The following is a 14,611-nucleotide window of genomic DNA, read 5'->3' on the forward strand; positions in this document are numbered from 1 at the left end:
GTGATGGCATCGCACCTCACTAGAGTCGCCAACCATGGTGGCGACGCGGACTCCGGCACGACCGCTGCTCCTGGTCCTCGCCGCCATCGTCTCGGTGCAGTTCGGTGGCGCGCTGGCCGCCACGCTGGTCCCCGAGATCGGTGCAGGGGGCTCCGTCACCCTCCGGCTGTTGTTCGCCACGGCCATCCTGTGGGCGATCGCGCGGCCGCGTCTGCGCGGTCACGGCCGGACGGCCTGGCTGACCGTGCTGGCGTTCGGCTGCGCCCTCGGCCTGATGAACCTGGCGTTCTACTCCTCGCTCGCCCACCTGCACATCGGCGTCGCGGTGACGGTCGAGTTCCTCGGCCCGCTGGCCCTCGCGACGGCCCTGTCGCGACGGCTGCGCGACATCGCTGCGGTCGCCGCCGCCGCCGTCGGGGTGCTCCTCATCTCCGAAGCCCTCGACACACCGTTCGCGGACATGGAGTGGACCGGGCTGGGACTGGCCGCGCTCGCGGGAGCCTGCTGGGCGGCATACATCCTTGCCAGTGGTCGGGCGGGTCGCGAGTTCCCCAGGCTCGAGGGGCTTGCCCTCGCCATGGCCGTCGCGCTGGTGGTCACGCTCCCCTTCGGTGCGGCGAGCGCGGCTTCCTGGTCCACCGAGTCGGTCGCCAAGGGGCTGGGCATCGCCGTGCTGTCCTCGGTGCTGCCGTACTCGCTCGAGCTGGCTGCCCTGCGGCTCCTGAGCCCGCGGGTCTTCGGCATCCTGCTCAGCCTCGAGCCAGCTGCAGCCGCCCTTGCCGGTCTCGTCGTCCTCGGACAACGGCTCGGGCAGCTGCAGCTCGCCGGGATGGCCCTCGTCGTCGTGGCCAGCGCCCTGGTCATGGGCACCGGCCAGCGCAAGGACCCCGCCGCGTCAGGAGGCTGAGAGCCGCTCCCGCTCGTCCCTGCGGGACTTGCGCAGGCTCGCGACGGTCGTGACGCCGAGGATGACGACGATCGCGCCCAGCGAGACCGAGATCGGGATGTCGGGGGCAGCGGTCACGTGGTGGCCGCCGTTGATGAACGGCAGCTCGTTCTCGTGCAGCGCGTGCAGCACCAGCTTGACCCCGATGAAGGCCAGCAGGACGGCCAGGCCGAGGCTGAGGTAGACGAGCTTCTTGAGCAGGCCACCGATGAGGAAGTACAGCTGGCGCAGACCCATCAGGGCGAACAGGTTGGCCGTGAGGACCAGGTAGGGCTCCTTGGTCAGGCCGTAGATCGCCGGGATCGAGTCGAGTGCGAACAGCAGGTCCGTGGTGCCCAGCGCCATGATGACGATGAACATGGGGGTGGCGAGCTTCTTGCCGTCGATCCGGGTGAACAGCTTGGCGCCGGCGTACTGGTCGGTCGCGGGGAACCGGCGCTCGACGAACTTCATGAAGCGGTTCTCCTCGTACTCGTCGTCGTCGCTCTCGCCCTCCTTGGCGAGCTTGACGGCCGTGTAGATGAGGAAGGCACCGAAGATGTAGAAGACCCATGAGAACCGGTCGATCGCGGCGGCGCCGGCGGCGATGAAGATCCCGCGCAGCACGATGGCGATGATGATGCCGATGAGCAGGGCCGACTGCTGGAGCTTCTCCGGGACACCGAACCTGGCCATGATCAGCAGGAAGATGAACAGGTTGTCGACCGACAGCGAGTACTCGGTCAGCCAGCCCGCGTAGTACTCGGTCATGAACTTGGCGCCGGCCTGGTCGTGGGTGAACCACCACACGCCGAGCCCGAACAGCACGGCCGCGCCGATGTAGCCGGCCAGCGAGACGCTGACCTCCTTCGTCGACGGCACGTGCGGGCGCCGCGCGATGATGAAGACGTCGAAGAGCAGGACGGCGGCCATCAGGCCGACGGTGAGGTACCAGACCCAGGTGGGGACTTCCATCCTGGTGGCAGTGGTGGCAACGAACGCGGTCACAGTGGGAACCTTCCGGTCACGACGAGGTGGCCGGAGGTCTCTCCCGCCCCAGACAGGTGCGGACCGGCTCCCCGGGTCGGTATGCCGTGCGGCTGGGTGAGCCGTGCGACGAGCGACCGTGATGACGAGGACACCGCGTGGGGATACTCCCCTCCGATGAACTGGAGCCAGTGTCCCAGACTCCGACCCGCAAACCCAATCCGGCCACCCGACGGGCCCGGCGCGTCAGGCCTGCGGAGGCCGCCGTGACCTGGGGAGCTTGGCGACGATCGTGTCGTACGAGGCGTCGACGGCCTCGCGGAGCTCGTCGTCGGCGATCGCACCGCCCAGGCGCAGGGTGTTCCAGCCGGACCTGCCGATGTAGGCCATCACCGAGGCATCGTCCGGGTACTGCAAGATCCACTCGTCGGCCTCGGTCCGGTTCGCGCCGCACTTGAGCCCGACCGACTCGCTGCCCATGAAGGCGAAGATCTTGTCGCCGACCTTGGCGACGAAATCGCCCTCCCACGGCTGGTCCGCCCAGGCTCCTGGCTTGGTCAGGCAGTGCTCGCGCAGCTCGTCCGGCGTCACTTGGTGGCCTCGGACATCTGCCGCAGCTCCTTCTTCAGGTCGCCGATCTCGTCGCGCAGCCGCGCGGCCAGCTCGAAGTGCAGGTCGGCCGCCGCCTGGTGCATCTGGGTCGACAGCTCCTGGATGAGGTTGGCCAGGTCGTTGGCGGGCAGGTTGCGCAGCCGGTCGGTGGCCACCCCTGCGTCGGCCTGGACGGCTCCCCGGCCACCTCGTCCGCCGCCCTTGCCCCGCGACTGGCTGCGTCCCGAGCCGATCAGGGCCTCGGTGTCGGCGTCCTCTCGCTGGAGCAGGTCGGTGATGTCGGCGATCTTCTTGCGCAACGGCTGGGGGTCTACCCCGGCCTCGAGGTTGTAGGCGATCTGGATCTCGCGGCGGCGCTGGGTCTCCTCGATGGCTTCCTGCATCGACGGCGTGATCTTGTCGGCGTACATGTGGACCTGACCCGACACGTTGCGCGCGGCCCGCCCGATGGTCTGGATCAGCGATCGCGCCGAGCGCAGGAACCCCTCCTTGTCGGCATCGAGGATGCTCACGAGCGAGACCTCCGGCAGGTCGAGGCCCTCACGCAGCAGGTTGATCCCGACGAGGACGTCGTACTCCCCCATCCGCAGCTCTCGGAGCAGCTCCACACGGCGCAGGGTGTCGACCTCGCTGTGGAGGTAGCGGACCCGCACGCCCTTGTCGAGGAGGTAGTCGGTGAGGTCCTCGGCCATCTTCTTGGTCAGCGTCGTCACCAGGACGCGCTCGTTGACCTTGGTGCGCTCGCCGATCTCGTGGAGCAGGTCGTCGATCTGACCCTTGGTGGGCTTGAGGATCACCTCGGGATCCACCAGACCGGTCGGCCGAATGATCTGCTGGACGATCCCCTCGCTCTGGGCCAGCTCGTAGGGACCCGGTGTGGCGGACAGGTAGACGGTCTGGTCGATCCGGCCGAGGAACTCCTCCCAGCGCAGGGGACGGTTGTCCATGGCGGACGGGAGCCGGAAACCGTGGTCGACGAGCTGGCGCTTGCGCGACATGTCGCCCTCGTACATCGCACCGATCTGGGGCACGGTGACATGGGACTCGTCGATGACGAGCAGGAAGTCCTCGGGGAAATAGTCGAGCAGGGTGTTGGGCGCCGTCCCGCGACCGCGGCCGTCGATGTGCATGGAGTAGTTCTCGATGCCCGAGCACGAGCCGACCTGGCGCATCATCTCGATGTCATAGGTGGTGCGCATCCTCAGCCGCTGGGCCTCGAGCAGCTTGCCCTGCTTCTCGAAGGCCGCGAGCTGGTCTGCGAGCTCGAGCTCGATGCCGCGGATCGCCCGCTCCATCCGCTCGGGGCCGGCGACGTAGTGGGTCGCCGGGAAGACGTACATCTCCTGCTCCTCGCGCATGATCTCGCCACTCACCGGGTGGAGTGTGTAGATGCGCTCGATCTCGTCGCCGAAGAACTCGATGCGGACCGCGAGCTCCTCGTAGACGGGGATGATCTCGACGGTGTCGCCGCGGACGCGGAAGGTCCCGCGGGTGAACGCCAGGTCGTTGCGGGTGTACTGCATCTGGACGAAGCGTCGCAGGAGGTCGTCGCGGTTGACCTCCTGGCCGACGCGCAGGCGGGCCATCCGGTCGACGTACTCCTGAGGCGTGCCCAGGCCGTAGATGCAGGACACCGAGGCCACGACGATGACGTCCCGACGGGTCAGCAGCGAGTTCGTCGCGCTGTGCCGCAGTCGCTCGACCTCGTCGTTGATCGAGGAGTCCTTCTCGATGTAGGTGTCCGTCTGCGGGATGTAGGCCTCGGGCTGGTAGTAGTCGTAGTAGGACACGAAGTACTCGACGGCGTTGTTGGGCAGCAGCTCACGGAACTCGTTGGCCAGCTGCGCCGCCAGCGTCTTGTTGGGCGCCATCACCAGCGTCGGCCGCTGCACCTGCTCGATCAGCCAAGCCGTCGTGGCCGACTTGCCGGTGCCGGTGGCCCCGAGCAGGACGGTGTTCTTCTCCCCTGCCCGGATCCGGGTCGTGAGATCGGCAATGGCAGTGGGCTGGTCTCCCGCAGGCGAGAACTCGGAGACGACCTCGAACGGGGCGACCGTGCGCTGCAGGTCTGTCGTGGGGCGCATGCGCCCACCGTATGCCTCCCCACTGACAGGGGCAGCACACCGCCTCGGGACCGCCCCAGTGCCCTCAGCCCCGAGCCGGCTGCCACCCGGTCTCGCGCGCCCAGGCCTCGACCCGCTCGTGCACCGCGTCGAACCACGGTTCCTTGGCCTCGGCGTACTCGCTGGCCGTGGCGCCGGTCGCGGCGATCCGCTGCTTCTCCGCGGCATACTCCTCGCGCGCCTCGGGCACCGCACGCATCCAGTCGCGGAACAGCAGGGCCCAACGCCACCCCGGACTGCCCACCTCCCGCACGTGCACGTGGGCGACGCGACCCGGGTCAGCCGTGCCGTGGAACCGCTTGGGCCAGGTCGTGCCGTCCTTCGCGTTGTCGGCCCAGTCCCCCTCGGGACGGGGGAACCCGGCCCTGGTCAGCCGCTCCACGAGGTCCGGGTCGTCCGCGTCGTCGAGCGACCGGACACCCACCTGGAGGTCGATGACGTCCTTGGCGAGAAGGCCCGGCACGGCCGTGCTTCCGACGTGGTCCGCCGTCACCTGCGCGTCACCGAACGCCAGCCGGAGCCGCGCGAGCAGTCGCTGTGCCTGTGTCGGCCACGTCGGGTCGCTCGCGACCAGCGCGAGCCCTTCGGCCCTCGGGTGACGTATGCCGCGACGGACGTTCTCCTCGAACGGCACCAGCCGCTCGGCCCACAGCACGTCGACCGCATCGAGGAGGTCGTCCTTCCGCCCCTCGTTGTGGAGCCAGACATCGGCCGCCGCGCGGCGCTCCTCGTCGGTGGCCTGGGCCGCGATCCGGCTGAGGGCATCGGCCTCGGTCATCCCCCGCGCGTGCATGAGCCGCTTGACCCGCGTCTGCGCGTCAGCACCCACGACCACGACGAGGTGGTACCCGGGCCCGTAGCCCTTCTCCACCAGGAGCGGGACGTCATGGACCACCACGGCATCCTCCGGCGCGGCAGCCACGAGCTCAGCAGTCCGGCGCGCGATGAGCGGGTGGGTGATGCCCTCGAGGTCACGTCGTGCCTGCGCGTCGGCGAACACGATGGCACCCAGGGCAGGACGGTTGAGGGCTCCGGCGTCATCGAGGACACCCTCACCGAATCGCTCGACGATGGCCTCGAGCCCGCGGCTCCCAGCCGCGACCACCTCACGCGCGAGGACATCGGCATCGATGACGACCGCGCCGAGGTCCGAAAACCGTTGAGCCACAGTGGATTTCCCCGACGCAATGCCTCCGCTGAGACCCACGCGCAACATGGCACCCACCCTACCGGCACGGCTTGGGTCGTCAGAGGGCGAACCACCACTGCGGTGCGTGCGGCTTGAGCAGCGCCGGCAGGATCGTGACTGCGGCGCCGGCCAGCAGGGCGCAGACACAGGCGGCGAGCCACATACCGCGAGGTCCCCGCCGGATCAGGGCGCTGACGGCGGCGGTTGCGAGGAGCAGGCTCGACAGCCCGAGGAGGACCGCCATCGTGACGTACTGCGGCATGCCCCAGCCCGGCTTGCACCAATCCTGGTGGACGAGATCGCAGGTCTGACCATGCTTCGCGCCGGGCCAGAACCAGGCCATCAGGTACGCGGCGAGCAGCCAGCTGGGCACACTGGCCAACGCCACCACCCCCTTGCCCAACCACCCCAGTACCCACCGCCAGGTGATCGTCTCCATGGGCGGACGCTAGTGCCACCTCGGTGGCCCCGGGCGTTGCTCCCGGTGCTTCGAGGCGGAACCGTGACCGGTGGACACTGAGCCGACCACCACCGCTCGGTCGGAGCCCTCAGTCAGCGAGCCGGGCGGGGAAGCCGCCCGTGGCAATGGGGCCCCATCGAGTCGGGGTGATGCGCAGGATGGACTTGTCCTGGTCGACCATCGCCTGTCGGTACTCGTCCCAGTCGGGGTGCTCGCCGGAGATGTTGCGGAAGTACTCGACGAGCGGTTCCACCGAATCGGGAGCGTCGAGCACCTCGCAGTCGCCGTCAACCTGCACCCACGCCCCACCGAAGTCGTCGGACAGGACGACGACGCTGACCTCCGGGCGCCTGCGGGCGTTGGCGGTCTTGGCACGATCGCGATAGCTGGAGACGACGATGCGCCCGCTGTCGTCGACACCGCCGGTGACCGGCGAGGCCTGGGGGCGCCCGTCGGCGCGGCTGGTGATGACCAGCATCTGGTGACGCGGCCGGACGAAGTCCAGCAGCCCGTCGAGGTCGACCGTGGTGTTGGTGGCAATGGTGCGTCCCATGACCTGCACGCTACCCACCCGGCGGCGACGTGCCTCCCCAGTCAGGTATGCCGGGTGCTCACCTTCGTGCCGCAGCCGAGCTCGCGACTCGTTTCCCGGTCGGGCGGCGCGGGCGGCGCGGGCGACGCAGCCACCAGGCCAGGCAGACCAGGAACGCGGCCCCAGCCGCGAGGGCCCCGCCTCGGGTGACTGCCCGGAACAGCACGACCTCGACGTCGAGGCCACCGACGGACCGGCCACCGACGGACAGGGCGCCGTAGGCCGCCCCGACCACCCCCGCAACGGTCACGGTCGCGACCGCCTGCCGCCGCTGCGCCGGAGACACCCAACCCTCGTCAGGGCCCGGCGTGGCACCCAGGAGCAGCCGCACGCAGACGACGAGAAGCACGACTCCCCCGACCAGGCCGCTGGCGAACTGCGCCCACTGCGACCCGAGTAGGCCCCCATGCTGGGTGTGCAGCCAACCGATCCGGCTCACGGCCCAGCGGCCATCGTGCGTGAAGTCGTCCCAGACCAGATGCGTGGCCGCTCCGAGGACGACTCCGACGCAGGCCCATCCCCAGCGGGTGCGCGCCAGGGGTTCGGGCGTCGGGAGGCGCAGGCCGATCATCGGCGGGAGCAGGTCACGGACGGGTGCGAACAGCACGCCCCGCCACAGCGTGAAGAGTGCCAGGCCGAGGGCCGGGTCCGCGCTGACAAGACCAGGCAACGAGTGCAGGAAGGCGGCACCCCGGCCGCCTGTGAAGAACCACGGCAGGTCCGGCACCATCGACCCGATGACCCACGCGGCCGGCACCACGCGCGCAGTCTGCCCCCGTCCCATGACAGGGAGCACCGCCGCCACGTGGCTCAAGGTGAACGGCATGCCCGGAACCCTAACCCCGCAGCCGCCCGCGCCGCGGCTGGCCGGCCCACCCCGTCCGACCTCAGCGGTCGTCAGCTCACGTCAGCCGGGCGGGTTGTAGGCCGCGTAGTCGACGCGGGTCACGGGTCGGGTGACCAGCTGTCCGCTCGGGTCAGGCATCGGCAGCGCCCTCGTGCCCTGGACCAGCTGGACACTCGTCGCGAGGCTGTTGGCGGTCACGGTGAACACGAGCTGGGCCATCGCCAGCGACTGCTCGTGCACGGAGATGCGTTCGAACCCGGTCGGCAGCTCGATCCGGGCGACGCCGTCGTCGACCTTGCCCCGCAGCGGCGTGCTGGCCAGAGGCAGCGCACTGCGGATCCCCGCCGCCGACATGGTCGAGGTGATGGGTGTCGCCAAGCCCACGAAGGACGGCTCCAGCCCCGCGCCGGGGGGAACGGTGCGGGTCAGCCGAGCCAGGCGGTCCCCCTGCACCAGGTAGACCTGGATCGTCAGCGGGACGCCCTGACGACTCGGTCCGGACGAGGACGCGGAGGCCGTGGGGGCCACGGCGGGCACCGGGGCGGACTGGGTGCCGATCGAGCAGGCCGACAGTGCGAGGAGGCAGCTGACCACGACGGCGACGGCGACAGCGGCACCGCCGGTGACGCCGGTGACGCCGGTGACGCCGCGGCATACCCCGTCACGAGGTGACGGTCGGCAGTTCGACGACAAAGCGGGCACCTCCTCCGGGGGTCTCCTCGACGAGCACGTGACCCTCGTGCAGCGCCACGTGCCGCTGCACGATCGCGAGGCCGAGCCCGACCCCCGTGCGTTCGTTCGAGCTCCCGCGGGCGAAGCGCTCGAACACTCTCGACCGCCGCTCCGGGGCGATCCCGGGCCCGGCGTCCTCCACGACGACACGAAGTGCGTGTGCTCCACGCTCGACGCGCACACCCGTGCACCCACCCCCATGCGTCTCGGCATTGCCGACCAGGTTGGCGACGACGCGTTCGAGACGTCGCTTGTCGACGTCCATCATCAGCCCAGCCACGGCCGGGTCGACCGACGTGACCTCCCGTCCGGCAGCCGCATCGGCGGCCCGTCGGACGAGGTCGCCCACCCGCACTGTCTCCCGGACCACCTGGTCGCCCGCGTCGTGTCGCGAGATCTCGAGGAGGTCGACGACCAGGGACCGAAACCGTTCCAGCTCGTCCGCCAGCAGCTCGACCGGCTCCCGGACCGATTCGGGTAGCTGGTCCCGGCGGTTCTGGATCACCTGCATCGAGTTGAGCATCGTCGTCATCGGTGTGCGCAGCTCGTGGCTCACGTCGACGGCGAACCGGGCGTCGGCGACGACGTGTCGCTGCAGGTCCGCGACGGTCTGGTTGAAGGACCCGGCGAGCTCCTCGAGGTCCGGGTCACCATCCGCGTCCAGTCGCGCGGAGAGACGGCCCGCGGCAACGTCCGCGGCCACCCTGTTGAGCTCGGTGAGAGGGCGCAGGGCCAGCCTGCTGGCGAACCGTCCCACCCCCAGTCCCATGAGCACGGTGACGATGGCCGCGGCGACCAGGCCGAGTGACAGGACGCGGGCCGTGCGCTGCATCTCGCTGAGGGAGTAGACCTCGAAGTAGCTCCCCCGCCCGCCCGACAGCGGCAACCCGACCGCGAGGTGCAGGGTGCCGTCAACGCGGATGCGCTGGGTCGCACCCTGGCCGCCACTCACCAGCGCCACCAGCCCGCTGGGCAGGCTCGCGGGGCCCAGGCTGGGGGACGTCGCGTACCACCGTCCGTCCACTTGTGCGAGCACCGCGGCGGAGTCCGTTCCCGGCACGCCCTCCAGGACGGCGGGGAGGCCGGTGGCGCCGGTCGACAGGGCGTTCTCCACCTCGCCGCGATCCAGCGCCGTCTCGACCAGCGCGGTCTGCTCTGTCTGCGACACCATGGTGCGGGTCACCAGCGTCCAGGCCAGTCCGGACAGGAGCGCCGACAGTCCGAGGGCCAGCAAACCGAACCCGAGCGTGACGCGGCCACGTACCCCGACCCGCCGCGTCGGAAGCACCCGGCGCGCTGTGCGCGGGCCGCGCCCCACCTAACCGGCCAGCCGGTAGCCCAGGCCGCGGGCAGTCACCACGTGGCGCGGGCTCGCAGGGTCGCGCTCGACCTTCGTCCTCAACCGACGGATGTGGACGTCGACGATCCGCGAGTCGCCGAAGTAGCCGTAGCCCCACACCTTGTCGAGCAGGTCCTCCCGGCTGAGGATGCGGCCCTCGGCCACGGCCAGTTCCGCGAGCAGGCGGAACTCGGTGCGGGTCAGCGCGACCGGCTCGCCGTCGCGGAGCACCACGCCGTCGTCCAGCCCGATCGAGAGGTCGCCCAGGACGGGCCGGCGCGGGCGGTGGTCCACCGCAGGCTCAACCCGTCGGAGAAGGGCACGGATCCTCGCCGAAAGCTCTTTGGCGACAAGGGGTTTCGTGACGTAGTCGTCCGCACCGGCCTCCAGTCCGGCCACGACGTCGTGGCTGTCCGAGCGCGCGGTCACCATGATCACCGGCACGTTGCTGCGGTGCCGGATCTCGCGGCACACGGAGAAGCCGTCGGTGTCCGGGAGCATCACGTCGAGCAGCACGACGTCGGGCTCCTCGCGCGGCAGGTCGGCCAGACCCTGCTCCCCCGTGGCCGCCTCCGAGACGTGGTAGCCCTCGTCCTCCAGGGCGAGGCGCAGGACACGGCGGACTCGGGCGTCGTCCTCCACGAGCAACACGCGTCGCGTCACCTCGCCAGTATCACACCGGCTCGCAAGGCCCGTCCGGAAGTTCCTGTCGGACATGGCGTTCCGTCACGCAATCGTCATGAAGGGCCGCCGTCCATGACGAGGCCCTTGCAGTCCCGTGACGGTCGGGCCAACCGCCTGCCGGGCCACCTCCAGCTTGCCTAGGTTCGCAGTCGACCTGTCCGGCGAGACCGGCAGGCCGTGTCACCTCAACCCAGCTCCGCCCACTCATCCGAGGAGGATGTGATGATCCCCAGGACACGTCGGCTCGCAGCGCTGGCCACCGTCTGCACTGCGAGTCTCGGCCTGGCTGCCTGCGCGAACAGCGACGGCACCACGTCAGGCTCGTCCAGTTCCAGCGGCGCCGTCGCCAAGGGCGGGACGCTCAACATCCTCGGCGCCGGCGACGTCGACTACATGGATCCCAACATCAGCTACTACTCGGCTGGCTACATGGCGCTCAGGCTGTGGAGCCGGCAGCTGTTCACCTACCCGGCCGTCGAGGACCAGGTCACCAAGGCGGCACCCGACCTGGCCACCGCAATACCCACCGAGGGCAACGGCATCAGCGCCGACGGCAAGACCTACACCATCAGCATCCGTCAGGGTGCCAAGTGGAACACCACCCCAGCCCGTCAGGTGACGGCGCAGGACATGGTGCGTGGCGTGAAGCGCACCTGCAACCCGGTGCAGCCGTTCGGCGGCCTCCCTGACTACGCCGACCTCATCGTCGGCTTCCAGTCGTTCTGCGACGGGTTCGCGAAGGTGGGCAAGACGCCTGCGGCCCTCGCGGCATACATCGACAAGACCCCGGTGGCCGGCGTGACCGCGAAGGACGACGAGACCGTCGTGTTCACCCTCATCCACCCCGCGAGCTACTTCGTCGACATGCTGACCCTTCCGGCGTTCTCCCCCGCTCCCAAGGAGTGGGACGCCTACCTTCCGGGCAGCCCGGAGCTGGCCGCCCACACGATCTCCGACGGGCCGTACAAGATCGACTCCTACACGGCCACGAAGAACATCACGTTCAGCCGCAACACGGCGTGGGACCCGGCCTCGGACCCGATCCGCAAGGCGTACGTTGACAAGATCGTGATCAACGAGACGGTCAGCCAGGACTCGATCCAGCAGCAGCTGCAGACCGGTACCCCCAGCGCCGACCTGGAGTTCGACGCCTTCGTCCCGCCGTCCCAGCTGCCCGCCCTGATCGCCAAGAAGGACCCCAACCTCAACCTCGGCGAGGGCTCTTCCAGCAACCCGTACCTGGTGTTCAACACGGTGTCGCCGAACAACAACAAGGCGCTCCAGAAGAAGGAGGTCCGGCAGGCACTGTCCTACGGGCTGAACCGGAACAACATCATCCAGGTGCTCGGCGGACCCAAGATCGCCCCTCCGCTGACGCACGTGCTCCCGTCCAACATCGTCGGTGGCGAGCAGGACTTCGACCTCTACCCGAACGATGCGGCCAAGGCGAAGTCGATGCTGTCCCAGGCGGGCTACCCCAACGGGCTCACCCTCAAGATGCTGTACCGCAACGCCTCGGAGGGACAGAGCAAGGCCTTCCAGACCGTCCAGCAGGACCTGTCCAAGATCGGCGTGAAGGTCGTCGGTGTCCCCTCACCGAACGCGGACTTCTACACCAAGTACCTCCAGGTGCCGACGGTCGCCCAGCGCGGGGTGTGGGACATCACGCCCTCTGGCTGGGGCGCGGACTGGTACGGCAACGCGGCCCTGTCGTTCTTCAAGCCGCTCTTCTTCGGCCAGGCGGCCTACCCGCCGATCGGCAGCAACTTCGGGTTCTACAACAGCCCGGCGACCAACGCCCTCATCGAGCAGGCATCCACCGCCAAGACCGAGCAGGAGGCCAAGGAGCTGTGGGCCAAGGCCGACCACCAGGTCATGGAGGACGCGGCGTTCTTCCCGATCACCAACTCCCTGAACCCCAACTACCGGGCCAGCCAGGTGCAGAACGCCGTCTACATCCCGGCCTTCCAGAACTTCGACCCGGCGAACGTCTGGCTCACTGCGGGCAAGCAGGGCGGGTAGGGAAACACCATGGCACTGTTGGAGGTTCGTGACCTCAGGGTCGCCTTCACCACCGCCGACGGTGTCGTCCAGGCCGTGCGCGGACTCTCCTTCGACGTCGAACGTGGCAGCACGCTCGCCATCGTCGGAGAGTCCGGCTCGGGCAAGAGCGTCGCGACGCAGACCATCGCCGGCCTGACTCGAGGCGCCCAGGTCACCGGGTCGGCGCGGTTCGACGGCATCGACCTGATCGGCGCCGACCCGGAGGTGCTGCGCCGGGTCCGCGGCGACCAGATCGGGATGATCTTCCAGGACCCGCTGTCGAGTCTGCACCCCTACTACACGGTCGGGTGGCAGATCGTGGAGATGATCCGCGCGCATCGTCAGGTGTCGAAGTCGGCGGCCCAGCAACGCGCCGCCGAGCTGCTGACCCTCGTCGGAATCCCCCGTGCCACCAGTCGAATCCACGACTACCCGCACCAGTTCTCCGGTGGGATGCGGCAGCGCGTGATGATCGCCATGGCGATGGCCCTCGACCCCGCGCTGCTCATCGCCGACGAGCCGACCACGGCCCTGGACGTCACCGTGCAGGCACAGGTCCTCGACGTGATGCGCAGTCTCCAGGAACGCTTCGGAACGGCGATCATCCTGATCACCCACGACCTCGGCGTGGTCGCCGAGATGGCCGACGAGGTGGTGGTGATGTATGCCGGTTCGGTCATGGAGCGCGCGCCGCGACGCACGCTGTTCTACCGCCATCACCACCCCTACACCGAGGGCCTCCTCGCGTCGCTGCCGTCGCAGGGCGGCGCCGGAGCAAGGCTCACCCCCATCTCCGGGGCACCTCCGTCACTCATCGGGCTCCCCGCAGGCTGCCCGTTCGCCCCCCGCTGCCGCTACGCCTTCGAACGGTGCTGGGGCGCCACCCCGCCACTCGACACGGTCCACGACGACCCGCTGCACCAGTCAGCCTGCTGGCTGGCGGACGACGCCCAGGGGCGCCGCGGCGTCTCGCCCGCCTCGGCGGGGGCCCGGCCATGAGGTCGGAGGTGCTCCTGCGCGCCCAGGACGTGACGAAGTCCTTCCCGGTGCGCTCGGCGGGGTGGCGGCGGCAGCACGACGTGGTCCAGGCGGTGGCGGGGGTCACTCTCGACGTCCGGCGCGGGGAGACCCTCGGACTGGTCGGTGAGACCGGATGCGGGAAGTCGACGCTGGCCCGGTGCCTGGCGCGGCTCTACGACCTGACCTCGGGCTCGGTCCTGTTCGAGGACCGCGACATCACGACGCTCTCGGGTCGGGAGATGCGCCCGCTGCGCCAGGACATCCAGATGATCTTCCAGGACCCCTACGGCTCGTTGAACCCTCGGCGGCGCGTCGGGTCGATCATCGGTGACCCGTTCGTCATCCACGGCATCGGGTCGGCCGACGAGCGCAAGCGCAACGTGCAGGAGCTCATGGAGCGCGTCGGGCTCAACCCCGAGCACTACAACCGGTTCCCTGCCGAGTTCTCGGGCGGGCAGCGGCAGCGCATCGGCGTGGCCAGGGCCCTGGCCCTGCGACCGAAGCTGGTGATCTGCGACGAGCCGGTATCGGCCCTCGACGTGTCGATCCAGGCGCAGATCATCAACCTGCTGATCGACCTGCAGGACGACTTCGGGCTGACCTACGTCTTCATCTCGCACGACCTGTCCGTCATCAGGCACGTGAGCGACCGGATCGCCGTGATGCACCTGGGCAAGATCGCCGAGCTCGCCCCGGCCGAGCAGCTGTTCAACCGCACCCGCCACCCCTACACCCGCTCACTGCTGTCAGCCCTGCCGCACGCCGACCCCGACGTGGCGGACAGCCGTGAACGCATCGTGCTGGTCGGTGACCTGCCCACCCCGACGAACCCGCCGTCGGGCTGCCGCTTCCACACCCGTTGCCCCAAGGCTCGGGAGGACTGCGCCGCCACCGACCCTCCGCTGGTCCCGGTGCTCGGGGACGGCACCGTGCACCAGACGGCGTGCCTGCACCCGCTGGAGGTCGGCGAGGACCTCTCGCTCGCCACGCCCCGAGTCGAGGACACGGAGATCGACACCTCGTCGCACCATCGCGTCGCACCATCCACAGGAGGCTGA

Annotated in this window: 14 protein-coding genes; 4 read left to right on the plus strand and 10 right to left on the minus strand. The window is 69.6% G+C overall.

Features of this window, described 5'->3' with window-relative positions; genetic code table 11:
- Positions 1-34 precede the first annotated feature (34 nt).
- The gene (locus AC1DYG_RS00555) at positions 35-907 is read left to right on the plus strand and encodes an EamA family transporter (protein WP_477637953.1); all 873 of its coding nucleotides are present in this window, start codon (positions 35-37) and stop codon (positions 905-907) included.
- On the opposite strand, the gene AC1DYG_RS00560 is transcribed toward AC1DYG_RS00555, so the two are convergent.
- The 10 genes from AC1DYG_RS00560 to AC1DYG_RS00605 form a co-directional block, all read right to left on the minus strand.
- Complete coding sequence (locus AC1DYG_RS00560; protein ID WP_477638216.1) at positions 896-1,900, minus strand: TerC/Alx family metal homeostasis membrane protein; 1,005 nt, start codon at positions 1,898-1,900, stop codon at positions 896-898. The two genes, AC1DYG_RS00555 and AC1DYG_RS00560, sit on opposite strands and share 12 nt — an antisense overlap.
- A 258-nt stretch (positions 1,901-2,158) precedes the next feature.
- A complete protein-coding gene (locus AC1DYG_RS00565) occupies positions 2,159-2,503 on the minus strand; it encodes an MmcQ/YjbR family DNA-binding protein (protein WP_477637954.1) in 345 nt (114 codons plus the stop codon).
- Positions 2,500-4,608: an excinuclease ABC subunit UvrB gene (uvrB, locus tag AC1DYG_RS00570; RefSeq protein ID WP_477637955.1), complete on the minus strand. Its 2,109-nt coding sequence runs from the start codon at positions 4,606-4,608 to the stop codon at positions 2,500-2,502. The genes AC1DYG_RS00565 and uvrB overlap by 4 nt, the downstream gene beginning before the upstream one ends.
- A 64-nt stretch (positions 4,609-4,672) precedes the next feature.
- Complete coding sequence (gene coaE / locus AC1DYG_RS00575; RefSeq protein WP_477637956.1) at positions 4,673-5,863, minus strand: dephospho-CoA kinase; 1,191 nt, start codon at positions 5,861-5,863, stop codon at positions 4,673-4,675.
- A 31-nt stretch (positions 5,864-5,894) separates the two neighbouring features.
- Positions 5,895-6,275 (minus strand): hypothetical protein, encoded by a 381-nt coding sequence (locus tag AC1DYG_RS00580; RefSeq protein WP_477637957.1) that lies wholly within the window; start codon positions 6,273-6,275, stop codon positions 5,895-5,897.
- Between the two features lie 109 nt (positions 6,276-6,384).
- Positions 6,385-6,849 (minus strand): PPOX class F420-dependent oxidoreductase, encoded by a 465-nt coding sequence (locus AC1DYG_RS00585; protein ID WP_477637958.1) that lies wholly within the window; start codon positions 6,847-6,849, stop codon positions 6,385-6,387.
- A gap of 58 nt (positions 6,850-6,907) precedes the next feature.
- Positions 6,908-7,714, minus strand: coding sequence for a DUF4184 family protein (locus AC1DYG_RS00590; RefSeq protein WP_477637959.1), 807 nt, complete (start codon positions 7,712-7,714; stop codon positions 6,908-6,910).
- Positions 7,715-7,795: 81 nt separating this feature from the next.
- Positions 7,796-8,437: a hypothetical protein gene (locus tag AC1DYG_RS00595; protein ID WP_477637960.1), complete on the minus strand. Its 642-nt coding sequence runs from the start codon at positions 8,435-8,437 to the stop codon at positions 7,796-7,798.
- A complete protein-coding gene (locus tag AC1DYG_RS00600) occupies positions 8,397-9,755 on the minus strand; it encodes an ATP-binding protein (protein WP_477637961.1) in 1,359 nt (452 codons plus the stop codon). Before AC1DYG_RS00600 ends, AC1DYG_RS00595 begins: the two co-directional genes overlap by 41 nt.
- 30 nt (positions 9,756-9,785) lie before the next feature.
- Positions 9,786-10,469, minus strand: a complete 684-nt coding sequence (locus AC1DYG_RS00605; RefSeq protein ID WP_477616409.1) for a response regulator — start codon at positions 10,467-10,469, stop codon at positions 9,786-9,788.
- A 243-nt stretch (positions 10,470-10,712) separates the two neighbouring features.
- Between AC1DYG_RS00605 and AC1DYG_RS00610 the strand changes: the two genes are divergently transcribed.
- Genes AC1DYG_RS00610 through AC1DYG_RS00620 form a run of 3 tightly spaced genes read left to right on the plus strand, consistent with a single transcriptional unit; the run spans position 10,713 to position 14,611 of the window.
- Positions 10,713-12,512, plus strand: coding sequence for an ABC transporter substrate-binding protein (locus tag AC1DYG_RS00610; protein WP_477637962.1), 1,800 nt, complete (start codon positions 10,713-10,715; stop codon positions 12,510-12,512).
- Between the two features lie 9 nt (positions 12,513-12,521).
- Positions 12,522-13,532, plus strand: a complete 1,011-nt coding sequence (locus AC1DYG_RS00615; RefSeq protein WP_477637963.1) for an ABC transporter ATP-binding protein — start codon at positions 12,522-12,524, stop codon at positions 13,530-13,532.
- Positions 13,529-14,611 carry an ABC transporter ATP-binding protein gene (locus tag AC1DYG_RS00620; protein WP_477637964.1) on the plus strand — a complete coding sequence of 361 codons (1,083 nt, stop codon included), beginning with the start codon at positions 13,529-13,531 and terminating at the stop codon, positions 14,609-14,611. Before AC1DYG_RS00615 ends, AC1DYG_RS00620 begins: the two co-directional genes overlap by 4 nt.

This window comes from Pedococcus sp. P1_H8, from assembly GCF_056405175.1.